The following is a 25823-nucleotide window of genomic DNA, read 5'->3' as shown; positions in this document are numbered from 1 at the left end:
CACTCTGCCACGGATGCGCACGTCCTCACGCGGGGACGACGCGGGCGTTGCCCAGGATCAGTTCCGCGGTCAGCCCCGGGTCGTCGGCCATCGGCACGTGGCCGCAGCCCGGCAGCACGACCACCCGCGCGTCGGGCAGCACCCGGCGCAGACGACGGATCTGGGCGCGCGGCAGCAGGAGGTCGCGTGAGCCCCAGCCGACCATCGTCGGCACGTCCGAGCGGCGCGGGACGGTCCACTTCTCGAGCGTCGCGAGCATCGTCGCGAACCCCTCGCGCGGACGCGCCAGGCCCTGCAGGTCGTCGCCCATGGACGCGTACTCCGCGCGGCCGGGGTGGGCGACCAGCGCGCCCAGCAGGGCGTAGCGGCCCGCCGGCGAGGAGAGCACCCGGTCCAGGCGCTCGCGCGGCCACGTCTGCAGGACCTTCGACGCCCCGCCGAGCAACGTCTTCGCCCACAGCCGGCCGACGGGCGACCAGAAGCCACCGGGCGAGAGCGCGGTCGCGGAGCGGACCGACCCCCGCGCCGCCATCTCGAGCGCGATCAGCCCACCGAGCGAGTTGCCGGCGACGTGCGGGCGCTCGAGGCCGAGATCCCGCGCGAGCCCCTCCACGGCGTCCACGAGGTAGCTGATGGACCCGTCGAAGGCCCGGTCGACCTCCGGCGACTCGCCGTGCCCCGGCAGGTCCACGGCGATCACCTCGTGCTCGGCCTCGAGCAGCGGGACGACCGGGTCCCAGCCCTGCCGGCGGTGCGTGATCCCGTGGACGAGGAACAGCGGTTCACCGGACCCGGAGCGGCTGTGCGCGAGCATGGCCGCAGACCGTAGCGGGAGTTACTCCCGCGTGTGGATCACGACCTTGCCGGTGACCCGCCGCTCCGCGAGCTCCCCGACGGCGGCCGCGGCCTGGGCGAGCGGGTAGACGCCGCTGACCGGCGGGGCGAGGCGGCCGGCCGCGATGTCGGCGGCGAGCTCGTCCCACTGGCGCCGCATGTAGCCGGGGTTGTTCCAGGCCCACTCCCCCCAGCCCGCGCCGATCACCTCGGTGTTGCGCAGCAGCAGCCGGTTGACCTTGACGGTCGGGATGTCGCCGCCGGTGAAGCCCACGACGACGAGCCGGCCCCCGCGGGCGAGCGAGCGCAGCGAGTCGGTGAACCGGTCCCCGCCGACCGGGTCGACGATCAGGTCGACACCGCGCTTGTCGGTGAGCTCGAGGACCCGGTCCTTGAACCCCTCGACCAGCACCGCGTGGTCGGCGCCGGCCGCCCGGGCGACCTCACCCTTGCCCTCGGTGGACACCACCGCGATGACGGTGGCCCCGCGAGCCTTCGCGAACTGGATGCAGGCCACGCCCACCCCGCCGGCGGCGCCGTGCACCAGCACGGTCTCGCCGTCGGCCAGCCGGCCCCGGCGGGCGACGACGAACTCCGCCGTCAGGTAGTTCATCGGCAGCCCGGCGCCCACGTCGAAGGACACGCCGTCGGGCAGCGGGAAGGTCTGGTCGACCGGTGCCGCGACGGTCTCGCCGAAGCCGCCCACCACGCACAGCGCCGCGACCCGGTCGCCCGGGGCGAAGCCGGACCCGTCCGGGGCGGAGCGCACCGTGCCCGCGACCTCCGAGCCCAGCACGAACGGCAGCTCCGGGCGCATCTGGTACTCGCCGCGGGTGAGCAGCAGGTCGGGGAACACGACCCCGGCCGCCTCGACGTCGATCAGCACCTGGTCCGGCCCCGCGACCGGCTCGTCGAGCTCCACGACCTCGATCGCGTCCGGGCCCTCGAGCTTGCTCACCTGCACTGCACGCATGCCCGCGATCATGCCGCACGCGCGCCGGCCGTTCAGAGACCGAGGAGCTGCAGGTTCGACAGCACGCCCACCACGTAGACCGCGAGCAGCACTCCCAGGGCGACCAGTCCCCGGACCGTGCTGATGCGACGCCGGTCCTCGGTCGGGCGCGGTGCGGTGGTCATCGTCGTCCTCCTGGCGGTCGGCGGCTCGTCCCGGGCGGCGGCCGGAGAGCATCCGACCGCCGCACTCACCCGTGGGACGGACGCCGCGCCAGGATCGTCACGGACTCGACCGGATGGAGTACGTCACTCAGGCCGCGCGGAACTCCGCCGGCCGCTCCGGCGGCGCCAGCGCCAGTGCCTTCTGCACGCCGTCCGCGTCGAGGTCCGCGCCGTAGACCGGCGTGCCGGGCTGCTGGCGCCAGGACTCCTCGATCGGGCCGGCGTCCACCGGGTCGAAGCCGAGCTCGTCGACGAGCGCGAGGACCGTGTCCTTGCCCGGCCCGTCGCCCCCGGCGACCGGCAGGGCGATGCGCCCCGGCTCGCCCTTCGGCTTCCCGTTCTGCAGGAGGTGCTCCCAGTAGATCCCGTTGAACGCCTTGTACACGGGCACCCCGAGCTGCTCGGAGACCCAGACGCTCTCCGGCATGCCGTCCTCGATCGCGTCGATCCGGCCGTCGCGCTGCGGGTAGTAGTTGTTGGTCTCGACGACGGGCGCGCCCGGCTTCGCGGTCGTGACGACCCCCGGCGGGAGGTCCGGGGTCGCCTTCTGCGGGATGCTGACGACGACGAGGTCCGCGTCCTGCGCCGCGTCCTTCGCCCACACCGCCGTCGCCCCGGTCTCCGCGGCCAGGTCCGCCAGCGTCTCCGGGTCCCGCGAGTTCGCCACCCGCACCTCGTGGCCCAGCGCGGTCAGCCGCCGCGTCAACGTCCCTGCGATCAAGCCCGCACCGATGATGCCGATCCTCATGTCGGCGGCAACCCACGGCCGGCCGCCGTCATTCCGGCCCGGTCACCGGAGTCGGTGCACGGTCGTCGGGGTCACCGCGCGGCCCTCCAGGTCGGTGGTGTCGGGGACGTCGTAGGTCGCGAGGGGCTCGACCCGCCGCCGCGGCAGGTACTCCCGCCCCGGGTCGCCCACGTAGACCTCGATCCCGACCCCGGTGGCCTCGTCGAGGAACTCCAGCATCAGCCGGGCCATGGGCTGCTCGTAGAACACGTCGCCGGCGAGGATCACGTCGACGTCCAGCTCGGGGCCCTCCCCGGCCATCAGGTCGCCCACGACCTCCACCGACACCCCGTTCAGCGTCGCGTTGCGTGCCGTGGCCACGCGGGCGCGGGCGTCGTGGTCGGAGGCGACGACGGCCGCCGCCCCGGCCCGCAGCGCGGCGACCCCGACGAGGCCGGACCCGCTCGCGAGATCCAGCACCCGCTTCCCGACGACGAGGCCCGGGTGGTCGAGCACGTGGCGCGCCAGCGCCTGGCCGCCCGCCCACGCGAACGCCCAGAACGGCGGGGCCTCCTCGTCGGTCTCCGACCAGGTGCGGTGGATGTCGTCGGCGAGGAGCAGCCGCACCTCGGGCACCAACGGGGCGGTGCCGGGCGCGGTCCAGCTCGTCACCTGGTCATCGAGTTCGCCCTGGGTCACGTGCTGGTCACCCGTCGTCACGAGTTGCCCCGGACGGACGCAGCGCGGACCCGTTCGTCCACCTACCCTGACTCGGAACCGCGAGAGACCGGGGAGGCCGGGCATGTCTGACAGCGATACCGCCGATTCCGTCCTGCTCTTCCTCGGAGGCCCGCTCGACGGGCGGGTCGAGGTCCGCGAGGCCCGTCACGGTGCCCCGCTGCCCACGGTCACCCACACCCACCTCCACGACGGTCCGAAGGTCGTCCATCATTACGACCTCCACCCGCTCGCGTCGGGGGCGGGGGTCTACCACCTGCGGGTGGACGCCCCGGAGCCCGCGGACGCCGCCGGTCCCGCCTGACTCTCAGGCGAGCCACCAGCCGAGCGCGCACAGCGCGCCCCAGGCACCCGCGACGGCCACCGACTTCGTCCGGGCCTCCCGGTCGGGCAGGCTCGTGCCCAGCACCACCAGGTCGGCCAGGTCCGACCCGACGCGCACCGCCGTCGCGGTGCGCCGGGCCTGCTGATCGGGCGCGAGGGCCATCGCGAGCCCGCACGCGAGGTCGCGGCCGCCGAGCGCGCGGATGCCGATCGCGGTGCCGCGGGAGAGCTCGTCGCCGTCGCGGGCCAGCTTGGTGGGTCGGGCGAACAGCTCGGGCCGCGCGATGATCGCCACGCTGTAGGCGGCGGTCGCGACGCCGAGCACGCGCGGGAGCCAGGGGGCCTTCGGAGAGGTCATGGCCGCGTGTACCCGTTCGGTCAGGTCACGGCGCGCCGCCGCGAGGTGACCGCCGTATGGGCCGGGACCACCACGCGCGCGAGGACCGGTCCGAGCACGGCCATGAGGAGCACGTACGTCGTCGCGAGCGGCGCGAAGCCCGGGTCGATCGAGGCCGAGGTCAGCGCGAGGCCGGCGATGACGATCGAGAACTCGCCCCGGGCCACGAGGGCGGCGCCGGCCCGCCAGCGTCCCAGCGAGCCGACCCCGGCCTGGCGGGCGGCGAACCAGCCGGTCCCGACCTTCGTCACCGTGGAGACGACCGCCAGCGCCAGCGCGACCGGGATGACGGCGGGAATCTCCGCCGGATCGGTGTTCAGCCCGAAGACCACGAAGAACACCGCGGCGAACAGGTCGCGCAGCGGGCTGAGCACCCGCGTCGCGTTCTCCGCGGTGTCCTCGCTGATCGCGATCCCGAGCAGGAACGCGCCCACGCCGGCGGAGACCTGCAGCTGCGAGGCCACCCCCGCGACCAGCAGGGCCACCCCGATGACCCGCAGCAGGAAGACCTCGGAGGTCGGCGAGTCGACCACCGCCGACACCGCCCCGCCGAAGCGCAGCGCGATCACCAGCACGACGACGAGCAGCACCAGCGCGATCGCCACCGTCCGCAGCCCGGCCAGGAACCCGAGCGAGGCGAGGACCGCCGTCGTGATGGGCAGGTAGAGCGCCATGGCGAGGTCCTCCATGACGAGCACGGAGAGGACCGCGGGGGTCTCGCGGTTGCCGAGGCGGCCGAGGTCGGAGAGGACCTTCGCGATGATCCCGGAGGACGACACCCAGGTCACCCCGGCCATCGCGAGCGCACCGACCGGGCCCCAGCCGAGCAGCAGCGCGGCGACCGCACCCGGCGTCGCGTTGAGGACCATGTCGACGATCCCGGCGAGCCACGAGCGCTTCAGCCCGCCCACCAGGTCGGACGCCGAGTACTCGAGGCCCAGCAGGAGGAGGAGCAGGACGACGCCGACCTCGCTCGCGAGCTCGGTGAAGCCCTCGATGCCGGTGAACGGGACCAGCCCGCCCTCCCCGAACGCGAGGCCGCCGAGCAGGTAGAGCGGGATCGGGGAGATCCCGATCCGCCCGGCCAGCCGTCCCAGGACGCCGAGCCCGAAGAACAGGGCGCCGAGCTCCTCGAGCGCGAGTGCGGTCTCCACGCCCTCAGCCGTTCTCGAGGATCTCCGCGGCCTGCTTCAGGCCCTCCCCCGTCCCCACGATCACCACCAGGTCCCCGGCCTCGAACACGAAGTCCGGGCGGGGCGAGGGCGAGACGACGTGGTCGCGGACGACGGCGACGATGGACGTGGCCGTCCGGGTGCGCATGGCGGTGTCCGCGAGCGCACGGCCCGCGTAGGGCGAGCCGGCGGTGATCGGGAACTGCGCGGTGTTCACGCCCTCGACCTCGCGCTGCTGGTCCTGCAGCTGCGCCACCAGGTTCGGCGCCCCCAGCAGCGTGCCGAGCGCGTTGCACTCGGCCTCGGAGAGCGGGATCGTCGCCACGCACGCGTCCGGGTCGTCGCGGCCGGAGAGCAGCAGCTCCCGGTGCCCGTCGCGGTGCGTCAGCACCCCGATCCGGCGTCCGTCACCCGCGACGAACTCCTGCTTGGTGCCGATCCCCGGCAGTCTGGTGACCTCGACGTCCACGCCTGCCCACGCTAACCGTCTGTCCCCGGAACGCACGAACGGGCCGTTGGTCACCGAAGAAGGTGACGAACGACCCGTTCGTCCGGTTCGGGGTGGGCGCCGCGGCTACTCCGCCTCGAGGCCCAGCGCGTCCAGCACGCCGCCGAGCATCGCCTCGGTGTCGGCCACGGTGGTGTCGACGTACTCGGCGATCGGCGTGATCTCGGCGGCCGAGGCCGGCGCGGCGACGCCGATCATGATGGCCGGCACCGCGAGGGCGGCGGCGACGAGACGAGCGGTGCGGGCGGAGGGCTGGCGCATGGAGGAGGTCCTCTCGATCGACGGTCGGTGAGCACTCGCTCACCGAGAGGAAGTCCAGCCGAAGGGGACGAGCGGGTCGAGAGGTGGACGCGGTACGCAACCAGAACGTCACGGCCTGCGATCTGACTCCCCGTGGTCTGCGCTGGTCAGAGCAGTCACGAGGACCGGTTGGCCGCCCGAGCACGATTTACTGGCAGGTAATGCGGGTTATTGGCCCGACTCTTCTCCGGTGATCGGAGCAACGCCGTCACCGGTCGCCGCGGTCACACGGGGTCCACCGAGGACAATGGACGCCGATGAGCACCCCCAGCCTGCTGCCCGCGCCCGGCGCCGACCCCGACGAGCTGTTCGAGGGGTTCTCCGCCTGGGCGGCCGAGCGCGGGCTGGAGCTCTACCCGGCCCAGGCCGAGGCGCTGATCGAGCTGGTCACCGGCGCGAACGTGATCGTCTCGACGCCCACCGGCTCCGGAAAGTCGCTGATCGCGCTCGGGGCGCACGTGGCCGCGATGTCGCGCGGCGAGCGCACCGTCTACACGGCGCCGATCAAGGCCCTGGTCTCGGAGAAGTTCTTCTCCCTCGGCGCGCAGCTCGGCTACGCCAACGTCGGCATGCTCACCGGCGACGCCGCCGTGAACCCCGAGGCGCCGGTCATCTGCTGCACGGCCGAGGTGCTGGCCAACTGGGCGCTGCGCGAGGGCGCGGCGGCCGACATCGGCCAGGTCGTGATGGACGAGTTCCACTTCTACGCCGACCCCGACCGCGGGTGGGCGTGGCAGGTCCCGATCGTCGAGCTGCCGCAGTGCCAGTTCCTGCTGATGTCGGCCACCCTCGGCGACGTGTCCTTCTTCGAGGAGGACCTGACCCGGCGCACCGGGCGCGAGACCGCCGTCGTCGCGAACACCGAGCGTCCGGTGCCGCTCTCGTTCCGCTGGTCGACCACCCCGCTGCACGAGACGATCTCCGAGCTCATCACCGGCAAGCAGGCGCCGGTCTACATCGTGCACACCACGCAGGCCGCGGCGATCGAGCAGGCGCAGGCGCTGATGAGCCTCAACGTCTCGACGAAGGCCGAGAAGGAGCAGATCGCCGAGCTGATCGGCTCCTTCCGGTTCACCGCCGGGTTCGGGCGCACACTCTCCCGGCTGGTCCGCCACGGCATCGGTGTGCACCACGCCGGGATGCTGCCGAAGTACCGGCGACTCGTGGAGACCCTGGCCCAGGCCGGCCTGCTGAAGCTGATCTGCGGGACCGACACGCTCGGCGTCGGGATCAACATCCCGATCCGGACGGTGCTGTTCACGGCCCTGACGAAGTTCGACGGCCAGCGGGTGCGCCACCTCCGGGCCCGCGAGTTCCACCAGGTGGCGGGCCGGGCCGGGCGCGCGGGCTACGACACGGCGGGGTTCGTCGTGGTGCAAGCGCCCGAGCACGAGGTGGAGAACGCGAAGCGCCTGGCGAAGGCCGGCGACGACGTCAAGAAGCAGCGGCGCGTCGTGCGGGTGAAGCCGCCGGACGGGTTCGTCTCGTGGTCCGAGCGCACGATGGAGAAGCTGGTCGAGGCCCAGCCTGAGCAGCTGACCAGCCAGATGCGCGTGACGACGGCCATGCTGCTGCAGGTCGCGCAGCGCCCCGGGCCGTACTTCCCGGCGATGCGCCACCTGCTCGAGGACAACCACGCCGACCGCGCCACGCAGCGCAAGCTGATCCTGCGGGCGATCCAGCAGTTCCGCGGGCTGATCGAGGCCGACGTGGTGGAGGTGCTGAAGGTTCCCGACGACGCCGGGCGCACGGTCCGGCTCGTGGACGACCTGCAGGTCGACTTCGCGCTCAACCAGCCGCTGTCGCCGTTCGCCCTGGCCGCGTTCGAACTCCTCGACGACGAGTCCCCGACGTACTCACTGGACCTCGTCTCCGTCGTCGAGTCGACGCTCGACGACCCGAAGCAGGTGCTGCGCGCGCAGGAGAACGCCGCGCGCGGCGAGGCCGTCGGCGCGATGAAGGCCGAGGGGCTCGAGTACGAGGAGCGGATGGAGCGCCTCGAGGAGATCACCTGGCCCAAGCCGCTGGCCGAGCTCCTGGAGCCGGCGTTCGAGACCTACCGCAAGGGCCACCCGTGGGTCGGCGACGCGGAGCTCTCCCCCAAGGCCGTCGTCCGGGACCTCTACGAGCGGGCGATGACGTTCGTCGAGTTCGTGTCGCACTACAAGATCGCCCGGTCCGAGGGCCTCGTGCTGCGCTACCTGACCGACGCCTACCGCGCGCTGCGGCAGACGATCCCGGAGACCGCGGGCACCGACGACCTCGACGACCTCATCGCCTGGCTCGGCGAGCTGGTCCGCCAGACCGACTCGTCGCTGCTCGACGAGTGGGAGACGCTGTCCAACCCGACGGAGCTGGACGCCGCGGGCACGGACGCCGCGCCGATCGACCAGGGCCCGCCGCCGGTCACCCGCAACGAGCGCGCGTTCCGCGTGCTGGTGCGCAACGAGATGTTCCGGCGGGTGGAGCTCTTCGAGCGCCGCTGGCCCGCCGACCTCGCCGAGCTCTCCGGTGACGACGGCCCGACCGGCGACGAGTGGGCCGAGGCCATGGAGCGCTACTTCGCCGAGTACCCGACCCTCGGCGCCGGGCCCTCCGCACGCGGTCCGGCCCTGTTCCGGGTTAGCGACCACGGCCGGACGTGGACCGTCCGGCAGGTGTTCGAGGATCCGGAGGGCGACCACGACTGGGGCATCACCGCCACCGTCGACCTAGACGCCTCGGACGAGCTCGGCTCGGCCGTCGTCCACGTGACGTCGGTGGGGCCGCTCGAGACGGTCTGACCCGCATCCGGCGCTCCTGTCCCGCGAGTGCGACACCACGCAGGTCCGAACGCCCTGGAACCTGCGCCACGTCTCACTCGGTGCGCCGCCGGAGCATCAGCTCTTCCTCCGGCGCGGGGCGCCCTTCTTGGCCCCGAGGGAGGGCGGGGGCACGACCGGGCCGATGTCGCCGTCGGGGGCCTCGTCGAGGTCGACGATGACCGGGGCGTGGTCCGACGGGCCGGTGCCCTTGCGGGCCTGCCGGTCGACCCAGGCGGCCTGGCGGCGTTCGGCGACCGGGGTGCCCGCGAGGACGAGGTCGATGCGCATCCCGCGGTCCTGGTGGAAGGCCCCGCCGCGGTAGTCCCAGTAGGTGAAGGCGGGGACGTCGACCCAGCGTTCGCGGATCACGTCGTGCAGCCCGGTCTTCTCGATCGCGGCGAGCGCCTCGCGCTCGGGCGGCGTCACGTGCGTGGACTCGGCGTAGGCCTCGACGGAGTAGACGTCGAGGTCGGCCGGGGCGATGTTGAAGTCGCCCGCGACGATCGTGGACGCCGGGTCGCCGGCCTCGACCTGGTCGCGCAGGACGCCGAGCCACTCGAGCTTGTACGCGTAGTGCGGGTCGTCGACCGTGCGGCCGTTGGGCACGTAGACGCTGGTGACCCGCAGGTCGCCGCACGTCGCGGTGACCGCGCGGGCCTCCTGGTGCGGATAGCCCGGAGCGCCGGGCAGGCCGTTCACCACGTCCTCCAGCCCGACCCGCGAGAGCAGGGCGACGCCGTTCCACCGGCCCTCGCCGTGGTGGGCGACCGCGTAGCCGCGCTCGGCGAGCGCGGGCCCGAACGTCTCCTCGAAGGCCTCGTCGGAGAGCTTGGTCTCCTGGAGGCACACGACGTCGGGCGCGCGCTCGTCGAGCCAGCCCAGCAGGCGGGGCTCGCGGGCCTTCGCGGAGTTCACGTTCCAGGTCGCCACTCGCACGGCCCCAACGCTAACGGGCGACCCCGACAGCGTCCGCCGAGGAGTCCCGGGCGCCGAGGGGCTCGGCGCGCCGCCACACCAGTTCGGCCTGGAACGCGATCATGACGGCGATCATGATCAGCACCTCGCCGATGCCGCCGGAGTCGTTGATCCCCTCGAAGTAGGCGATCGTGCCGAGCCCGAACTTGACGACCACCATGCCGAGGAACAGCCCGATGGTCAGCGCGGTGCCCTGGGCGTAGACGCGGCCACCCTCGTTCCAGATCCGGGTGTACCGCCCGCGGGCGAGACCGACCACGACCGAGAGCGCGATCGAGATGCCGAGGAACAGCCAGGCCAGGCCGTTCACCGGCACGTGGTAGCCGCCGATGGCGATCCCGACGATGCCGTAGATGATCGCGAGCTTGAACCGCGAGGAGCCGACCACCTCGTGGCGCTGGGACTGCTTGTAGATCGCGTAGCCGACCAGCGCGAGGATGATCAGCAGGGAGGATGCGGGCACGTCAGGTCCTTCCGGGGATGGTGGCGCGGGTCAGGCCGAGACCAGCGGGGTCTCGTGGGCACCGTGCGGGACGCGGCGGGCGGCGGCGCGGCGCGCGGCCCACGTGGTGATCGCGGCGATCAGCGGGACGAGGAAGCAGGTCGGGATCGCGCCGACGTTGTCGGGGGCGGTGTTGCCGTGCATCAGCCACTGCGTGACGTGCTGGATGCCGTCCAGGTAGAGCTGCACGAAGGCGATCGCGATGACCGCGCTCATCCACCCGCCGCGGAAGCGGCGCCACGCGACGGCGAGCCCGGCGAGCCCGACGGCGAGGTCCGATCCGCCGTTCTCCCACTGGAACGGCGAGGGGGCCCAGCCGATGGACTCCGCGGCCGCCGGCGCGCCCGGGCCGAGGTGCACCAGGCCGGCCATCGCGCCGTTCACGCCCAGGCCGACCACCACGAACCAGAGCGCGGTCAGCTCGAGGATCCGGCGGCCGCTGCGCCGGTCGGGCGACCGGTCGAGGATCACGTGGAGTGCCAGACCGCCGAGCAGAACGATCCACATGAACAGGAAGAACGACATGACCACCCTTTCGCCGATGCGCTTGCGACTCAGCGTGACCGCGATCGGTCGGTGGAACATCCGTGCGATGACGTAGACGCACGCCCCCGATCAGGTGTCGCGGTGCCGCACGGCAGCGGCCGCCAGCTCCACCCGGGTGTGGAGGCCGAGCTTGCGCAACGCGTTCGAGACGTGGGTCTGCACCGTGCGTGGCGAGATCGCGAGGCGGATGGCCATCTGGGGCCCGGGCACGCCGTCGGCCACGAGCTCGGCGACGCGGCGCTCGGTCGGGGTCAGCGCGTGCCAGCCCTGCGCCGGGCGCCCGCGCGGGCCGGCCGCGCCGAGTCGGACCCCGCCGGCGCGCAGCCGGGCGGCGAGCCGCCGGGTCACGCCCTCCGCCCCCAGCGGCCCGGCGAGCTCCCGCACGCGCGCGGCCGCCGTGCGGGCGGCGTCGGCGTCGGCGAGGCGCGTGGCCAGGGCCGCCGCCTCCTCGCGCGCCGCCATCTCCCCCGGCACGTCACCGGCCGCCTCGAGCGCGTCCGCCCCGGCGAGCACCGCGGCGAGGTCGTCCTCCGCGAGCCCGCCCACGAGCCCGGCGACCGGGCCGAACAACACGCCGTCGGGCGGCTCGGCGCGGACGGCGTCGGCCAGCTCCCGGAGCACGTCCGGCCGGCCCGCCCGGGTCGCGAGCCGGGCGAGGTCGAGGCCGTAGAGCGCCGTCGTCGCCGTCCGCCCGCCGCGTCGCGCGTCCCGCCACGCGGCGGCCGCGCGCTCCAGGGCGGCCTCCGGCGCGCCGCGGGCCTCGTCGAGCAGGGCGGACGTGATCGCGACGGCGGGGAGCCCGAACTGTTCCGGCACGTCCGCGGCACGGTCGAGCACCCCGGCCGCGGCCGGGAGGTCGCCCCGGTCGAGCTCGACACGCGCCCGGCCGGCGAGCGCGAGCGAGATCCAGCCGGTGCCGGTCCCCGCGGCGGCAGCGAGCCCGGCGTCCATCGCGGCCACGCCGTCGGCCCACCGGCCGGCGATCACGTGGATCCGCGCGGCGACGAAGTCGTGGTACGGCCCGAGCCAGAGGTGGCCGGCGCGGGCGGCACGGTCCCGGACCTCGCGGGCGTCACGGTCCGCCGCCCGGGGCCCCTCGGCCAGCAGCCGGCACCAGGCCGGCCACACCGTCGCCGTCGCCGCGTCCGCCCACGACTCCCCCGCCCGGGCCTCCACCGACGCGACGGCGAGCTCGGTCGCGCGGACCGTCCGCCCACGCAGGAACGCCGCCATGGCCGCGTTGAGCAGGGCCGTCGGGTTCCCCGCGACCGGGTCCGGGTCGGGCAGCGGACCGTCGCCGGCCAGCAGGTCGACCCAGGTCCGCAGGTGGGCCAGCCGCTCCTGCTGGTCGCGCGGCAGCGGCAGGGCGAGGACGGCGTCGATCTCCGCGCGGGCGTCGTCCACGCGCGCCGCACTGATCAGGGTGAAGATCAGGAACGAGCGGATGCGGGCCCGGACGGCGGGGTCCTGCGTCGCGGCGAGCTCCCCGCGCGCGACCCGGACCGCCTCGTCGACGCGGCCGGCGGCCGCCAGCGTCCCCGCCCGCGACAGCGCGTCCGCGCTCTCCAGCGCCGCCGCGTGGGCGGCGAGCAGGAGCCGGCGCAGCGGCGCGGGCACGTCCTCGGCCGCGGCCTCCCGGTCGGCGGCGTGCACGAACTCGAGCCGCTCGTCGTCGCGCCAGAGCAGGATCCCGGACCCGGTCGCCTCGCGGACCGCGCGCAGCATCGCCCCGGCCGGGAGCCCCGACACGGCGGCGAGGTGGTCGACCGGCGCGGCCCCGCCCCAGACGGCCAGGGCCGCGACCAGGTCCGCCGCCGGCCCGTCGAGCCCGCGGACCCGGTCGGGGGAGGACCCGCCGTCGGGAAAGGGCATCCCCCGATCCTGACGGGACGGGCGAGTTCCGTCAGATCGGTCACCCGGTCGGGCTAGCCCGGACGATCAGCCCGCGCGGCCCTCGCTGCGCGCCTTCACCGTCGCGAGCGTGCGCGCCATGCCCTCGCGGTTGTGCGACGGGCTGTCCGAGGTGCGGCCCTTGCCGACCAGCGACGCGATCGGGGTGCGCTTGTCGACCCAGCGCTGGGTCACCTTCGTCCCGGTGCCCTCGGGCTCGAGGGTGAAGCTCCAGCGAGCCACGGCCTGGCCGAGGACGTCGACGTCCCAGCTGATGTGGGAGGCCGGGTCGTACTCGGCGACGGTGCTGGTGGTCGGCCAGCGGAGCAGGCCCTTGCGGTTCCAGCCGATGAAGCGGGCTCCGGGCTTCGGGCCGGTCGCGCCGCCGAGCCAGCGGGTCGAGTAGCACTCCGGCGAGATCTCGCCCATGCGGGCGGGGTCGCCGACGAGCTCCCACACCTTCTCCGGCGGGGCGTCCACGGTCTCGCTGACGACGACGTCAGGCGCCTTCTCCGGCACGGTCGACCTCCTTCGGTACACGGTGGTACCGCTCGGTACCACCGCGCACCCTAGAGGATCAGTTGACCTTGACGAGGTCGACGACGAACACGAGGTGGGCGTTGCCCGGGATGACCCCGCCGGCGCCCTGCGGGCCGTAGCCCTGGTGCGGGGGCACGACGAGGATGCGGCGGCCGCCCTCACGCATGCCCGAGATGCCCAGCTTGAAGCCGTCGATGACCTGGCCGAGCGGGAACTCGACCGGGGTGCCGCCACGGCTCCACGAGGAGTCGAACTCGCTGGAGTTCGACACCAGCCGGCCCTCGTACTGCACCTGCACGGTGTCGCGGTGGCTCGCCTCGGCGCCGCCGCCGACCACCAGGTCGGTGATGTCGAGGTCGTTCGGGAGGGTGTCGGGGGTGACCGACGCGCCCGGGGCCCGGGTCAGGTCGTCGGCGTTCTCCACGGTGACTGCCATGCATCCACCGTAAGGGCCGCGCCCTCAGTGCTTCGTCGGGAGGCCCAGCAACGACCGGGCCTTGGCCCCGACCGTCTCCTTCACGCCGTTGGCGATGATCGAGAGCGCGTCGGGGTCCCCCGCGACCTGCGAGCGAGCGGTGTTGAACGCCTGCTGCAGCGTCACGTGCGGGGGAACCAGCGGGATGTCCTTGTCGACCTTCGCGTCGACGACGAACGGGCGGTCGGCCGCGAGCGCGCGGTCCCACACCGACCCGATCGCGTCCCGCTCGGTCAGCGTCGCCCCATCGAGCCCGAGCAGCGTGGCCCACTCCGCGTAGGGCACGTCGGGCACCGCCTGGGACTGCGGGTCGGGCGCCTCGCCGAGCATCCCGCGGGTCTCCCACGAGACGTAGGAGAGGTCGTCGTTCGACAGCACGAGGATCACCAGGCGCGGGTCGGCCCACGTCCGCCAGTACCGCTGGATCGTGATGAGTTCGTTGACGCCGTTCATCTGCATCGCTCCGTCGCCGACCAGCGCGACGACGGGCCGGTCCGGATGCGCGGTCTTGGCCGCGATCGCGTACGGCATCGCGCCGCCCATGGACAGCAACGTGCCGGAGAGCGAGCCGCGCTGACCGGGGCGCAGCGTCAGGTCGCGGGCGTACCAGGAGGTGGCGGTCCCGCAGTCGACCGCGATCTGGGCGTCGTCGGGCAACCGGTCGGAGAGTTCCCGGACGACGAGCTCCGGATTCAGCTTCTCCGTCCGCTCGTGCGCGCGCTGCGCGGAGTAGTCGTCCCACGAGGCCGTCCACCGCTCGACGTGCGCGCGCCACGTCGGGTCCGTCTTGTCCTCCAGCAGCGGGAGCAGCGCCTCCAAAGTGATCGCGGCGTCGCCGGTGAGGTTGACGTCGGTGTCGTAGCGGATGCCGCAGCGCGTCCCGTCGACGTCGATCTGCACCGCCCGCGCCTGCCCCGGGGCCGGGTAGTACTCGGTGTAGGGCATCGTCGAGCCGACGATCAGCAGGGTGTCGCACTCGCGCATCAGGTGCCACGACGCCGTCGTGCCGAGCAGGCCGATCGCGCCGCAGTTCCAGGGCGAGCGCTCATCGATCACGCCCTTGCCGAGCAGCGCGGTGGACAGGCCGGCGCCGAGCCGGTTCGCGACCTCGGTCAGCTCGGTGGAGGCCCCGAGCGCCCCGGCACCGGCCAGGATCGCGACCTTCTCCCCCGCGTTCAGCACCGCCGCCGCGGCCTCGAGCGCGGCGGGGGCCGGGGCACCCGGGTCGGACGACGGGACCGCGGAGGTCTGGTAGTAGCCGTGCGCGTCCGGCGGCTCGGGCACCGCCTTCTCCTCCAGCACGTCGCTGGGCAGGATCACGACGGCGACGGTGCGGTCGGCCAGCGCGGTGCGGCACGCCCGGTCGACGACGTGCCGCACCTGCGAGGGGTCCTTGACCTCGGCGACGTAGCCCCCGACGCCGGCGAACAGCGTCGGGAGGTCGACCTCCTGGTAGTAGCCGCCGCCCTGTGCGGTCTGCGCGGTGTGCCCGAGGAGGGCGACGACGGGCTGGTGGTCGAGCTTCGCGTCGTAGAGCCCGTTCAGCGCGTGGATCGCGCCCGGACCGCCGGTGACGACGCAGCACCCGATCGGCGACCCGCCGTACTTCACGTCCGCGCACGCGGCGAACGCGGCGGTCTCCTCGTGCCGGACCTGCACGAACTCGGCGTCGTCGCGCTCCGGCAGGGCGGTGAAGATCCCGCCGATGCCGTCGCCCGGATAGCCGTAGAACCGGTGGACACCCCAGGCGGCGAGACGGTCGAGGACGTGCTCGGCGACGTTCTTCGGTGTGCTCACACCGGTCGGCTACCCACTACATGTCGATCGGGCCCAGCGGTCGCAGGGGGCGCTCGAGCGGCTCCGGGGCCGTGCCCTCCGGTCCGAACGGCGAGCCGCCGAGCTCTTCGCGGTGGTGCGGGGTGAGCCAGACCGACGGCTCGGGCCCGAGCGGGACGATCTGCGTCGGGTTGATCGTCGTCTGGACCTGGTGGTAGTGCCGCTTGATGTGGTCGAAGTCGACCGTGTCGCCGAACCCGGGGGTCTGGTAGAGGTCGCGGGCGTAGGCCCAGAGCGCCCCGAACTCCGCGAGCTTCTGCCGGTTGCACTTGAAGTGGCCCTGGTAGACCGCGTCGAAGCGCGCCAGCGTGGTGAACAGGCGGATGTCGGCCTCGGTGATGTGGTCCCCGACGAGGTAGCGCTGGTTCTCCAGCCGCTCGTCGAGCTCGTCGAGGCGCGCGAACAACGCGGTGTAGGCCTCCTCGTAGCGGGACTGCCGCGTCGCGAACCCGGCCTTGTAGACACCGTTGTTCACGTCGTGGAAGACGCCCTCGTTGACCTCGTCGATCTCGTCGCGCAGCTCGTCGGGATAGAGCGTCGGCGCCACGGCGCGCTGGTGGGCGGTCCACTCGCGGCCGAGGTCGAGCGTGACGTTCGGGAAGTCGTTCGTGACGAGCTGTCCCGACGGCACGTCGACGATCGCGGGCACCGAGACGCCGTTCTCGGTGCCGTTCTCCGGGTCACGGGCGAGGTAGGCCTGCTCGAGGTGGGTGTAGCCCAGCACCGGGTCCACGCCGCCCTCGTCGAGGGAGAACCGCCACGAGCGGTCGTCCTGCAGCGGGTCGGTGATCGCCAGTGAGATCGCGTCCTCGAGGCCCATCAGCCGGCGCACGATCACCGACCGGTGCGCCCACGGGCACGCCAGGGAGACGACGAGCCGGTAGCGCCCGGGCTCGGCCGGCCACTCCCCCTCGCCGGTCGGGTTCGCGACGATGCGGTCGGTGAAGCGGGGCCCGCGACGCTTGAACGAGCCGCTCGAGTCGGCGTAGGCCTTCGTGTTGCCGGCAGTGGTGCTCACGGGATCCGAGGTTCCCGTCGACGGAGCTGTCGATTCCCGCGATCGGTCCGCGTCGACATGATGTGGGCCCCGGAGACGCCGGGGCCTCCTCCCCGAAGGAGCACCCATGGCCGGCTACCTGATCCTGTTCTACGTCGACGAGGCCGCCTACGCCGCCGACGCGCCCGCCGACCTGCTCGCCGCCCACCAGAAGTTCCAGGCCGCGCACGGCGACGTGCTCCGGGGCGGCGGCCAGCTCGCGCCGAGCACGACCGCCACGAGCCTCCGCGGGGGTGGGCGGTCGCCCGACTACGCCGCCGGGGACGACGCGGAGGTGACCGACGGGCCCTTCGTCGAGACCAAGGAGGCCCTCGGCGGCTACTACCTCATCGACGCCCCCGACCTCGACGCCGCGCTCGCCGTCGCCCGGGAGGTCCCGGCGGTGTTCGGCGGGGTCGAGGTCCGGCCCGTCATCTACCCCTGAGATGGGGCCGGCCGACGCGGCCCTCGCGGACGCGCACCGTCGCGAGTGGGGCCCGGTTCTCGCCGCGACGGTGCGCGTCACGCGCGACCTCGACGTCGCCGAGGAGTGCGTCGCGGACGCCTTCGCGCGGGCGGTGGAGTCCTGGCGCGCGGACGGCGTCCCGGCCCGGCCCGGAGCCTGGCTGACGACGGCGGCCCGGCGCCGGGCGCTGGACCGGCTGCGGCGGGACGAGGTCGCGGCCCGGGCGCTGCCGTGGCTCGTCACCGACGAGGTCGCTCCCGATGATCCGACGCCGGGCGAGACCGACCTGCTCGCGCTGGTCTTCACCTGCTGCCATCCCGCCCTGGCCGGCCCCGCCCGCGTGGCTCTGACCCTGCGGCTCCTGGGCGGCCTGACCACCGGGGAGATCGCGCGGGCGTTCCTCGTGCCGGAGGCGACGATGGCGGCCCGGATCACGCGGGCCAAGAAGAAGATCGCGGCCGCCCGCGTGCCCTACCGCGTGCCCGCGACGGCCGAGCTGCCCGAGCGGCTCGCGGCGGTCCTGTCCGTCGTCCACCTGGTCCTGACGACGGGTCACACCGCGCCCGAGGGCGACGCGCTGCTGCGCCGCGACCTCCTCGACCGGGCCCACGACCTCGCCCGCCTGCTCCGCACCCGCTTCCCGACCGATCCCGCCGTCACCGGCCTGCTGGCGCTGGTCCTGCTCACCGACGCCCGGTCGGCAGCCCGGACCGGACCCGACGGGGAGCTCGTCCTGCTCGCCGACCAGGACCGGACGCGCTGGGACGCCGGGATGATCACGGAGGGCACCGCGCTGACGAAGGAGGCGCTGCGCGGCCGTCCGGTGTCGCGGTACGCCGTGCTCGCGGCGATCGCGGCGGTGCACGCCGAGGCCCCGAGTGCTGCGGACACCGACTGGTCCGAGATCGTCGGGCTCTACGACGAGTTGCTCGCCCGCTGGCCGTCCCCCGTCGTCGCGCTCAACCGGGCCGTGGCGGTCGGGTTCGCCGAGGGTCCGGCGGCCGGTCTCGAGGCGCTGGAGCCGCTGCGTGCCGAGCCCGCCCTGGCGACCTACCACTACCTGGCGGCGGCCCGGGCGCGGTTCCTGCAGGAGCTCGGCCGGTCCGCGGAGGCGGACGCGGCCAGGGCCGAGGCGGCGCTGCTCACCGGGAACGCCGTGGAACGCGACTTCCTCGGACGTGGGTGAGCGGGCCCCGCACGATCATGTCGCGCTGGCCACGCGCGCGTTGCGTCCCGCACACGGCCGGCGCAGGTCGCACCCCGCCATACGCGCGTTGCGTCCCGCACACGGCCCGAGGGCCGCACGCCGAGCGGGCACCCACTGCTCCTCCGGGTGCGTCGGGGCCGCACTCGGGCGACGCCTACTATGGTGCGCGACGCAACGGCGCTCCGCCGCAGGACGACCCGCCCGAACCGTGCGCGCGAAGCAACGCCGAGCCGCCGCAGGACGACCCACCCGAACCGTGTGCGCGACGCAACGCCGACGCACCCCGGCACCGCCCCGCCGAGCCATCCGGCCCCCGTTGGTCGGCCCCGCCGTCGGGAAGGTTGCTGCAGCCAGGTGTAGCGGCACACCCCGTCGGGGCAGACAATCGGCCACGTCCCCGGTGCCGTGGGCGTCCCGAGCCCCGAGCCTCCGAGGAGATGCGCCAGATGAGCACCGGCCGTCGTTCCGATTCCGTGCCGACCGAGGGCAGCGTCTCCTCGGAGTCCGAGCACTCCGCGCTGCGCACCGACATCCGCCGGCTCTCCACGCTGCTCGGGCAGACCCTCGCGCGGCAGAACGGCGACGAGATGCTGGAGCTCGTCGAGCAGGTCCGGGCGATGGTGCGGGAGGTCCCCGAGCGGGGCGACACCGAGATCCGCGACCTGCTGGCCGACCTCGACCCGGGCACCGCCGCGGTGCTCGCCCGCGCGTTCGCCACCTACTTCCACCTGGCGAACGTCGCCGAGCAGACCCACCGGGCCGCCGAGCGCCGGGAGGTGCACGAGCAGGGCGAGGGCCCGATCCACCTGCTCGCGCAGCGGCTCGTCGACGAGGCCGATCCCGACGAGCTGCAGACCGCGCTGTCCCGTCTGGAGCTCAAGCCGACGTTCACTGCGCACCCCACCGAGGCGCAGCGGCAGTCGGTGCTGGGCAAGCTGCGCTCGATCGCCGCCATCCTCGGCGACGGGCTGCCCCCGGACGTCGCGGAGACGAAGCTGGAGCGCCTCGTCGACCTCATCTGGCAGACCGACGAGATCCGCCCGGAGCGGCCCACGGTGCTCGACGAGGCCCGCTCGGTGTCCTACTACCTCGAACAGCTCGGGCGGCACGCGGTGCCCGAGGTGCTCACCGTCCTGGACGAGGAACTCGCCCGGGTCGGCCTGCGCCTGCCCGACGGCGCCCGCCCGCTGGTGCTCGGCTGCTGGGTGGGGGGCGACCGCGACGGCAACCCGAACGTCACCGCCGAGCTGACCCGGGACGCGATGACGATCTACGCCGACCGCGGGGTCCGCATCCAGATCGGGCTCATCGAGGAGCTGGTGCAGGAGCTGTCGGTCTCGACCCGGCTGGCCGGGGTCTCCGACGACCTGCGCCGCAGCCTGGCCCGCGACCGCCGGCACCTCCCGGAGGTCCACGACCGCTTCGTCCGGCTCAACGCCGAGGAGCCGTACCGGCTGAAGTGCTCCTACATCCACGCGCGGCTGGAGAACACCCGCGCCCGCTACGCCGACGGGTCGGCGCACGTCCCCGGCCGCGACTACCTCGGCAGCGCGGACTACCTGCACGACCTGGAGGTCATGGACCGGTCGCTGCGCACCCACGACGGCGAGCGGATCGCCGACGGGATGCTGCGCGACGTCATGCGCTCCGCGAACGCCGTGGGCCTGCACCTGGCCTCGATCGACGTGCGCGAGCACACCAAGTTCCACCACACGGCGCTCGCGGCCCTGTTCGACCGCCTCGGGGAGCTCGAGACGCCGTACGCCGAGCTGGACCACGACGGGCGCATCGAGGTCCTGTCCACCGAGCTCGCCGGCCGCCGCGCGCTGACCCCGCGGCGGAACTGGCAGGAGATCGGCGACGACTCGTTCCGGGAGACCCTGGAGGTCTTCGACACCATCCGGTCGGTGCAGGACACCTACGGCGAGGAGGCCCTGCACACCTACATCATGTCGATGGCCCAGAACGTCGACGACGTCCTCGCGGTGGCCGTGCTCGCGCGCGAGGCCGGCCTGATCGAGCTCACCGTCGACGGGGCGCGCTCGTCGCTGGACATCGTCCCGCTGTTCGAGACGGCGACCGAGCTGAAGATCTCCGGTGACCTGCTGGACGGGATGCTCTCCGACCCGTCGTACCGCGCGATCGTGGCGGCCCGCGGCGACGTGCAGGAGATGATGCTGGGCTACTCGGACTCCAACAAGGGCGCCGGGATCACGACGAGCCAGTGGTCGATCCACCAGGCCCAGCGCCAGCTCCGCGACGTCGCCGCCAAGTACGGCGTGCGGCTGCGGCTGTTCCACGGTCGCGGCGGGTCCGTCGGCCGCGGCGGCGGCCCGTCCGCCGAGGCGATCGCGGCGCAGCCGCACGGCGTCGTCGACGCGGTGATGAAGGAGACCGAGCAGGGCGAGGTCATCTCGGACAAGTACTCGCTGCCCACCCTCGCCGAGGACAACCTGGAGATCATGCTCTCGGCGGTGCTCGAGGCGACGCTGCTGCACCAGACCAGCCGCGTGCCCGCCGACCAGCTGAAGCGCTGGGACGAGGCCATGGACGTCATCTCCGACGCCGCCCAGGCCGCCTACGAGGAGCTCGTCGGGCACGAGGGGCTGCCGAACTTCTTCACCCAGGCCACGCCGGTCGACGAGCTGTCGATGCTGAACGTCGGGTCCCGGCCCGGCAAGCGGCCGGGGGCCGGGGGCGACGCCTCGCTCGACGACCTCCGCGCGATCCCGTGGGTGTTCGGCTGGACGCAGACCCGCATGATCGTCCCGGGATGGTTCGGGCTGGGCTCGGGCCTGCGCGCCGCGCACGAGGCCGGGTACGGCGACGTCATCGACGAAATGCGCGACTGGGCGTTCTTCGCGAACCTGCTCTCCAACGTCGAGATGACGCTCGCGAAGACCGACATGCGCATCGCCGGGTTCTACGTCTCCGAGCTCGTCGACCCGGAGCTGCAGGACGTCTTCGAGATCATCAAGGCCGAGCACGCGCGGACCCTGAAGGAGGTCCTCGCCCTGTCCCCCGGCGACCAACTGCTCGCGGGCAACCCGCTGCTGCGCCAGACCCTCGAGGTCCGCGAGAGCTACCTGGAGCCGCTGCACCACCTGCAGGTCCACGCGCTCGCGGAGCGCCGCACGGTCGACGAGCCCGACACCGATCTGCAGCGCGCCCTGCTGCTCACGGTCAACGGCATCTCCGCGGGGATGCGCAACACGGGGTAGACCGCGCGAATCCTCGTCCGGACCTGTCCTGTCGACCCGTTGTGTTCGCCGGTGATGCCGATCACCATCGTCGGCGATCACATCATGTCGTACACATCGTGGCGATCAACGGCTCGGCGAGGAGCGCCTGCATGGAATCGATCATCCTGTTCGTCATCGGGATCGCGGTCCTGGTGTTCAGTGCCGAGAAGTTGATCGAATACCTCGTCGGGGTGGCGAGTCGCTGGACGATCTCGCTCTTCCTGATCGCCGTGGTGTTCACCGGGATCGAGTTCGACGATCTCGCCTTCGGGATCGTGCTGAACCTCGAGGACCTCAGCGAGGTCGCGCTCGGCACGGTGATCGGGACGACGGTCGCGATGACGGGCATCGTGCTCGCGATCGCGGCGATCATCGCGCCGTGCGCGGTCGACGTGCCGAAGGACTACCTCGCGCTGTTCGTCGCCGCCCCGATCCTCATGCTCGCGTTCGCGCTGACGGGCTTCCTCACCGTGGCCGCCGGGGTCGTGCTGCTGCTGCTCTTCGTCGCGTTCGTCGGCTACATCGCCTACCGCGAGTACGCCGCCCGCCGACCGGTGTTCCGCAACGCCGAGGTCTACGAGCAGCTGGAGAAGGTGGGCGCCGGGGTCGGCGGCGGGTCGACCGGTTCGGCCGGCCTCGGCGGCGACCGGACGACGACGGGCGGGACCGGTGGCGGCTTCGACCTCCCGCCCGACCTCCGCGTCGACCAGGGGTTCCTGCGGGCCCGCTCGCACTCCCCCGGCGTCGGGCTCGGGCTCGCCGTCCTGGCGCTGCTCGGGCTGATCATCGGCGCGGTGGCGGCCGGGCAGGCGACCGAGGGCGTCATCGAGACCCTCGGCATCGAGGGCACCGTCTTCGGCGTCACGATCGCGACGCTGGCCCTCTCGCTCGAGGACATCTTCCTCACCGCCGAGCCGCAGCGCCGCGGCGCCCCGGAGATCGCCGTCGCCAACGTCGTCGGCAGCGTGGTGTTCTCGGTGACCGGCAAGCTCGGGATCATCCTGCTGGCCGGCGGGGAGATCGAGGTCGACGACGACGTCCTGGCCTGGCACCTGCCCGTGCTCATCGTCATGACGGCGATCGCGGCCGGCTTCCTCGCCACGGGCCGCCTGCGCCGGTGGCACGGCATCGTCCTGCTGGCCTTCTACGTCGTGTACTTCGTGGTCAGCCTGGTGGCCTTCGGCGGGGTCCCGCTGGACGACTAGTTCCGCTGCCGTTCGCGGCGGGGCACGAGCGGCAGGTCGACGGGGGTGCGCTCCTCGTTGGCCTCCGCCACCGCCGCCTCGACGATCCCGTGGTCGGGGCTGAGGTGGCACACCGGGTCGGTGCGGGTGGCGTCGCCGGTCAGCGCGAACGCCTGGCAGCGGCACCCGCCCAGGTCGACCTCGCGCCGCGAGCACGACCGGCACGGGTCCTGCATCCAGTCCGTGCCGCGGTAGGCCGAGAACATCGGCGAGTCCTGCCAGATCCACGCGAGGTCGTGCTCGCGCACGTTCGCCGACGGCAGCGGCAGGCCGTGCGCGGCCAGGCACGGCAGGGCGTCGCCGGTGGGGACGACGACGAGCTGGCGCGCGCCCCAGCCGCCCATGCACGGCTTCGGGTACGTCGCGTAGTAGTCCGGGATCACGTAGATGATCTCCATGCGCCCCCGGAGCCGTTCCTTGGCCTCGCGGACCACGACCTCGGCCTCCGCCAGCTGCTCGCGCGAGGGCAGCAGCGCCGCCCGGTTCAGCGCCGCCCACCCGTAGTACTGGGTGTTCGCCAGCTCGATCCGGTCGGCCTCGAGCTCCTCCGCCGCCGCGAGGATCTCGGGGATGCGGTCGATGTTCTGCCGGTGCAGCACGACGTTCAGCGTCAGCGGCCAGCCCAGCTCCCGCACCCGCCGCGCGGCCTCGATCTTGCGCCGGAACGACGGCAGCCCCGCGATCCGGTCCGAGAGCGCCGGCTCGTCGGCCTGCAGCGACACCTGCACGTGGTCCAGGCCCGCGTCGTGCAGCTCGGCCGCCCGCTTCTCGGTGAAGCCCAGCGCGCTCGTGACGAGGTTCGTGTACAGCCCCTGCTCGGCGGCGGTCCGCACCAGGTCGGCGAGATCGCGGCGCAGCAGCGGCTCCCCGCCCGAGAGGTGGCACTGCAACGCGCCCAGCTCGGCGGCCTCGGTGATCACCCGCTGCCACTCGGCGGTGTCCAGCTCGTCGCGGTAGGCGGCCAGCTCGGTCGGGTTCGAGCAGTAGGCGCACGCCAGCGGGCAGCGGTAGGTCAGTTCCGCCAGCAGGCCGAGGGGTCCGTCAATCTCCATCGGTGATCTCCAGGTGTCGGCGCTCCGCGAGCTTCGCCAGGTACGCGACGACCTGCCCCTCGGGCACGTCCGCGTACTGCTCACGCAGCGCGGCGACGATGTCGGCCACGGTCCGCTGCCCGTCGCAGAGCTCCAGGATCGCGGTGCCGGTGGCGTTCAGGACGACGACCGTCTCGGGCAGCAGCAGCACGTGCCGCTCCCGCGAGCGGTCGAAGCGCAGCTTCACCCCGCGGGCGAGGCGGGGCACGCCCGACGTCGTGATCGGAGAGGTCATGTCGGGTAGGCCGCGTCGATGGCGTCCATCATCGACCACAGGACGTCGTTCTTGAACGCCAGCGCGTCGTAGGCCGCCTGCTCCGCCTCCGGCGTCCGGCAGTGCTCCAGGACCACCTCGAGGGCGTGCTCGGAATCGCGCGGCGCCTGGTGCAGACGGTTGCGGAAGTACTGCAGGCCGGCCGGGTCGATCCACGTGTAGTACTTCTCGAACGCCGCGAGCCGGGTCGCCATGAGGTCCGGCGCGAACAGCTCGGTCAGCGACGACGCCACCGCGATCGGCCAGGGCTTCGTCCGCGCGAAGGTCACGTAGGCGTCGACCGCGAACCGCACGCCGGGCTGCAGGTGGCGGTGGTCGGTCATCTCCTCGCGCGGCACCCCGCACGCCTCGCCCAGTCGCAGCCACGCCTCGATGCCGCCCGGGTCGTCCCCGACGCCGTCGTGATCGGTGATCCGCCGGATCCACCGTCGCCGCACCGCGACGTCCGGGCAGTTCGACAGGATCGCGGCGTCCTTGATCGGGATGGACTCCTGGTAGTGGAAGCGGTTCGCCACCCACCCGCGGATCTGGGCCGGGGACAGCTCGCCGTCGTTCATGCGCACGTGGAAGGGGTGCGCCGCGTGATAGCGCGAGGCCTGCGAGCGCAGGCGCTCGGTCAACGTCGTCTCGGCGACCGCCGTCATGCCTCGATCTCCCATCCGTCGTGGCCGATCTCCACCCCGGCCTTCCCGACGACGGGTGCCTCGTCGGAGTCGGGGAGCAGGATCGGGTTCGAGTTGTTCATGTGGACGAGCACGATGCGCGGCACGCCGAGCTCGGCGAACCGGTCCAACGAGCGTTCCAGCGCCACGTGGCCCATGTCCGCGGCGGTCTTGCGGCCGAGCCCGAGCCGGACGAGCTCGTCGTCGTGGAAGCAGGTGCCGTCGACGAGCAGCACCGACGCGCCCGCGCAGGCCGCCTCGAGCGGGGCGAGGTCGGCGACGCCGGGGGCGTACACGACGCTGCCGCCGGTCGCGTGGTCGTGGAACCGGAACCCGACCACCCGGCCCTCGGCGGGCCCGGAGGTGGCGAACCGCGGCGACTTGCCGGTGGGCAGGTCGAACGCGGTGTAGGACAGGGTCGGCGTGAGTGCCCGGGCCACGCCGACCTCGACCGGGACGACCTCCACGGGGCAGTACGCCTCCAGCGTCGTCAGGAAACCCGTTCCCTCCCGCAGGGTGGCCTCGGTCGCCGCCGTCGCGTGCACCGTCACCCCGGAACCCTCGCGCAGGATCAGCAGGCCCAGCGTGTGGTCGATCTCGGCGTCGGAGAGCAGGATCGCCTCGACCGGGCTCCGCCGGGCCGAGCCGGGGTGCAGGTCGGGCGCGGCGGCGAGCTGCTGGCGGACGTCGGGCGAGGCGTTGACCAGGAACCACGCGTCCCCGTCGCCGACCGCGATCGACGACTGCGTGCGTGGCGCGACGGTGCCCTCGCGGGCGCCCGTGCACCCCGGGCAGGAGCAGTTCCACTGCGGGAGCCCGCCGCCGGCGGAGGACCCCAGGACACGAACCCTCACGAG

27 protein-coding genes are annotated in these 25823 nt (G+C 73.4%); 6 read left to right on the top strand and 21 right to left on the bottom strand.

Annotation, left to right across the window (positions count from 1 at the left end; all coding sequences use genetic code 11):
* Positions 1 to 25: 25 nt before the first annotated feature.
* From WCD74_RS22775 to WCD74_RS22755, 5 genes are all read right to left on the bottom strand, one after another.
* Positions 26 to 814, bottom strand: coding sequence for an alpha/beta fold hydrolase (locus tag WCD74_RS22775; RefSeq protein WP_337697177.1), 789 nt, complete (start codon positions 812 to 814; stop codon positions 26 to 28).
* 21 nt (positions 815 to 835) lie between these two features.
* On the bottom strand, positions 836 to 1807 hold the full coding sequence (locus tag WCD74_RS22770) for an NADPH:quinone oxidoreductase family protein (RefSeq protein ID WP_337697176.1): 972 nt from the start codon (positions 1805 to 1807) through the stop codon (positions 836 to 838).
* Between the two features lie 32 nt (positions 1808 to 1839).
* The gene (locus tag WCD74_RS22765) at positions 1840 to 1971 is read right to left on the bottom strand and encodes a hypothetical protein (RefSeq protein WP_337697175.1); all 132 of its coding nucleotides are present in this window, start codon (positions 1969 to 1971) and stop codon (positions 1840 to 1842) included.
* A 127-nt stretch (positions 1972 to 2098) separates the two neighbouring features.
* Positions 2099 to 2758 carry an NADPH-dependent F420 reductase gene (locus WCD74_RS22760; protein ID WP_337697174.1) on the bottom strand — a complete coding sequence of 220 codons (660 nt, stop codon included), beginning with the start codon at positions 2756 to 2758 and terminating at the stop codon, positions 2099 to 2101.
* 42 nt (positions 2759 to 2800) lie between these two features.
* A complete protein-coding gene (locus WCD74_RS22755) occupies positions 2801 to 3436 on the bottom strand; it encodes a class I SAM-dependent methyltransferase (RefSeq protein ID WP_337697173.1) in 636 nt (211 codons plus the stop codon).
* Between the two features lie 103 nt (positions 3437 to 3539).
* Between WCD74_RS22755 and WCD74_RS22750 the strand changes: the two genes are divergently transcribed.
* Entirely contained in the window at positions 3540 to 3779 is a 240-nt protein-coding gene (locus tag WCD74_RS22750) for a DUF8847 domain-containing protein (protein ID WP_337697172.1), read from the top strand.
* A 3-nt stretch (positions 3780 to 3782) separates the two neighbouring features.
* Here the strand turns inward: WCD74_RS22750 and WCD74_RS22745 are convergent, their stop codons facing one another.
* From WCD74_RS22745 to WCD74_RS22730, 4 genes are all read right to left on the bottom strand, one after another.
* Positions 3783 to 4157, bottom strand: a complete 375-nt coding sequence (locus WCD74_RS22745) for a hypothetical protein (RefSeq protein WP_337697171.1) — start codon at positions 4155 to 4157, stop codon at positions 3783 to 3785.
* A 20-nt stretch (positions 4158 to 4177) separates the two neighbouring features.
* A complete protein-coding gene (locus WCD74_RS22740; protein WP_337697170.1) occupies positions 4178 to 5350 on the bottom strand; it encodes a cation:proton antiporter in 1173 nt (390 codons plus the stop codon).
* 4 nt (positions 5351 to 5354) lie between these two features.
* Entirely contained in the window at positions 5355 to 5837 is a 483-nt protein-coding gene (locus WCD74_RS22735; RefSeq protein WP_337697169.1) for a cation:proton antiporter regulatory subunit, read from the bottom strand.
* Between the two features lie 105 nt (positions 5838 to 5942).
* Positions 5943 to 6137: a hypothetical protein gene (locus tag WCD74_RS22730; RefSeq protein ID WP_337697168.1), complete on the bottom strand. Its 195-nt coding sequence runs from the start codon at positions 6135 to 6137 to the stop codon at positions 5943 to 5945.
* A gap of 296 nt (positions 6138 to 6433) precedes the next feature.
* Here WCD74_RS22730 and WCD74_RS22725 point away from each other — a divergent pair, with 296 nt between their 5' ends.
* Entirely contained in the window at positions 6434 to 8959 is a 2526-nt protein-coding gene (locus tag WCD74_RS22725) for a DEAD/DEAH box helicase (RefSeq protein ID WP_337697167.1), read from the top strand.
* Positions 8960 to 9055: 96 nt separating this feature from the next.
* On the opposite strand, the gene WCD74_RS22720 is transcribed toward WCD74_RS22725, so the two are convergent.
* From WCD74_RS22720 to WCD74_RS22685, 8 genes are all read right to left on the bottom strand, one after another.
* Positions 9056 to 9916 (bottom strand): exodeoxyribonuclease III, encoded by an 861-nt coding sequence (locus WCD74_RS22720; protein ID WP_337697166.1) that lies wholly within the window; start codon positions 9914 to 9916, stop codon positions 9056 to 9058.
* A 10-nt stretch (positions 9917 to 9926) separates the two neighbouring features.
* A complete protein-coding gene (locus tag WCD74_RS22715) occupies positions 9927 to 10418 on the bottom strand; it encodes a hypothetical protein (RefSeq protein WP_337697165.1) in 492 nt (163 codons plus the stop codon).
* Between the two features lie 30 nt (positions 10419 to 10448).
* Positions 10449 to 11042 carry a DUF6790 family protein gene (locus WCD74_RS22710; protein ID WP_337697164.1) on the bottom strand — a complete coding sequence of 198 codons (594 nt, stop codon included), beginning with the start codon at positions 11040 to 11042 and terminating at the stop codon, positions 10449 to 10451.
* Positions 11043 to 11072: 30 nt separating this feature from the next.
* Positions 11073 to 12875, bottom strand: a complete 1803-nt coding sequence (locus WCD74_RS22705) for a LuxR C-terminal-related transcriptional regulator (RefSeq protein ID WP_337697163.1) — start codon at positions 12873 to 12875, stop codon at positions 11073 to 11075.
* 66 nt (positions 12876 to 12941) lie between these two features.
* Entirely contained in the window at positions 12942 to 13412 is a 471-nt protein-coding gene (locus tag WCD74_RS22700; protein WP_337697162.1) for an SRPBCC family protein, read from the bottom strand.
* 58 nt (positions 13413 to 13470) lie between these two features.
* Positions 13471 to 13869, bottom strand: a complete 399-nt coding sequence (locus WCD74_RS22695; RefSeq protein ID WP_337697161.1) for an FKBP-type peptidyl-prolyl cis-trans isomerase — start codon at positions 13867 to 13869, stop codon at positions 13471 to 13473.
* A gap of 24 nt (positions 13870 to 13893) precedes the next feature.
* On the bottom strand, positions 13894 to 15705 hold the full coding sequence (locus WCD74_RS22690) for a thiamine pyrophosphate-requiring protein (RefSeq protein ID WP_337697159.1): 1812 nt from the start codon (positions 15703 to 15705) through the stop codon (positions 13894 to 13896).
* Between the two features lie 16 nt (positions 15706 to 15721).
* Positions 15722 to 16762, bottom strand: a complete 1041-nt coding sequence (locus tag WCD74_RS22685; protein ID WP_373696116.1) for a glutathione S-transferase family protein — start codon at positions 16760 to 16762, stop codon at positions 15722 to 15724.
* A 106-nt stretch (positions 16763 to 16868) separates the two neighbouring features.
* Between WCD74_RS22685 and WCD74_RS22680 the strand changes: the two genes are divergently transcribed.
* From WCD74_RS22680 to WCD74_RS22665, 4 genes are all read left to right on the top strand, one after another.
* A complete protein-coding gene (locus tag WCD74_RS22680; protein WP_337697158.1) occupies positions 16869 to 17225 on the top strand; it encodes a YciI family protein in 357 nt (118 codons plus the stop codon).
* 1 nt (position 17226) lies between these two features.
* A complete protein-coding gene (locus WCD74_RS22675) occupies positions 17227 to 18432 on the top strand; it encodes an RNA polymerase sigma factor (RefSeq protein WP_337697157.1) in 1206 nt (401 codons plus the stop codon).
* Positions 18433 to 18899: 467 nt separating this feature from the next.
* Positions 18900 to 21674: a phosphoenolpyruvate carboxylase gene (gene ppc, locus WCD74_RS22670; RefSeq protein WP_337697156.1), complete on the top strand. Its 2775-nt coding sequence runs from the start codon at positions 18900 to 18902 to the stop codon at positions 21672 to 21674.
* A gap of 131 nt (positions 21675 to 21805) precedes the next feature.
* Positions 21806 to 22900 (top strand): sodium:calcium antiporter, encoded by a 1095-nt coding sequence (locus tag WCD74_RS22665; RefSeq protein ID WP_337697155.1) that lies wholly within the window; start codon positions 21806 to 21808, stop codon positions 22898 to 22900.
* Here WCD74_RS22665 and pqqE read toward each other — a convergent pair.
* Genes pqqE through pqqB form a run of 4 tightly spaced genes read right to left on the bottom strand, consistent with a single transcriptional unit; the run spans position 22897 to position 25820 of the window.
* Positions 22897 to 23991 carry a pyrroloquinoline quinone biosynthesis protein PqqE gene (pqqE, locus tag WCD74_RS22660; protein WP_337697154.1) on the bottom strand — a complete coding sequence of 365 codons (1095 nt, stop codon included), beginning with the start codon at positions 23989 to 23991 and terminating at the stop codon, positions 22897 to 22899. The two genes, WCD74_RS22665 and pqqE, sit on opposite strands and share 4 nt — an antisense overlap.
* Positions 23981 to 24265 (bottom strand): pyrroloquinoline quinone biosynthesis peptide chaperone PqqD, encoded by a 285-nt coding sequence (gene pqqD / locus WCD74_RS22655; RefSeq protein ID WP_337697153.1) that lies wholly within the window; start codon positions 24263 to 24265, stop codon positions 23981 to 23983. The genes pqqE and pqqD overlap by 11 nt, the downstream gene beginning before the upstream one ends.
* On the bottom strand, positions 24262 to 24948 hold the full coding sequence (gene pqqC / locus WCD74_RS22650; protein WP_337697152.1) for a pyrroloquinoline-quinone synthase PqqC: 687 nt from the start codon (positions 24946 to 24948) through the stop codon (positions 24262 to 24264). Before pqqC ends, pqqD begins: the two co-directional genes overlap by 4 nt.
* Positions 24945 to 25820, bottom strand: coding sequence for a pyrroloquinoline quinone biosynthesis protein PqqB (gene pqqB, locus WCD74_RS22645; RefSeq protein ID WP_337697151.1), 876 nt, complete (start codon positions 25818 to 25820; stop codon positions 24945 to 24947). Before pqqB ends, pqqC begins: the two co-directional genes overlap by 4 nt.
* Positions 25821 to 25823 lie beyond the last annotated feature (3 nt).

The sequence above is a fragment of the Actinomycetospora aurantiaca genome, from assembly GCF_037401875.1.
GTDB lineage: Bacteria > Actinomycetota > Actinomycetes > Mycobacteriales > Pseudonocardiaceae > Actinomycetospora > Actinomycetospora aurantiaca.
The sequence above is the reverse complement of the archived record's forward strand: the minus strand, read 5'-3'. Positions and strand labels throughout refer to the sequence as shown.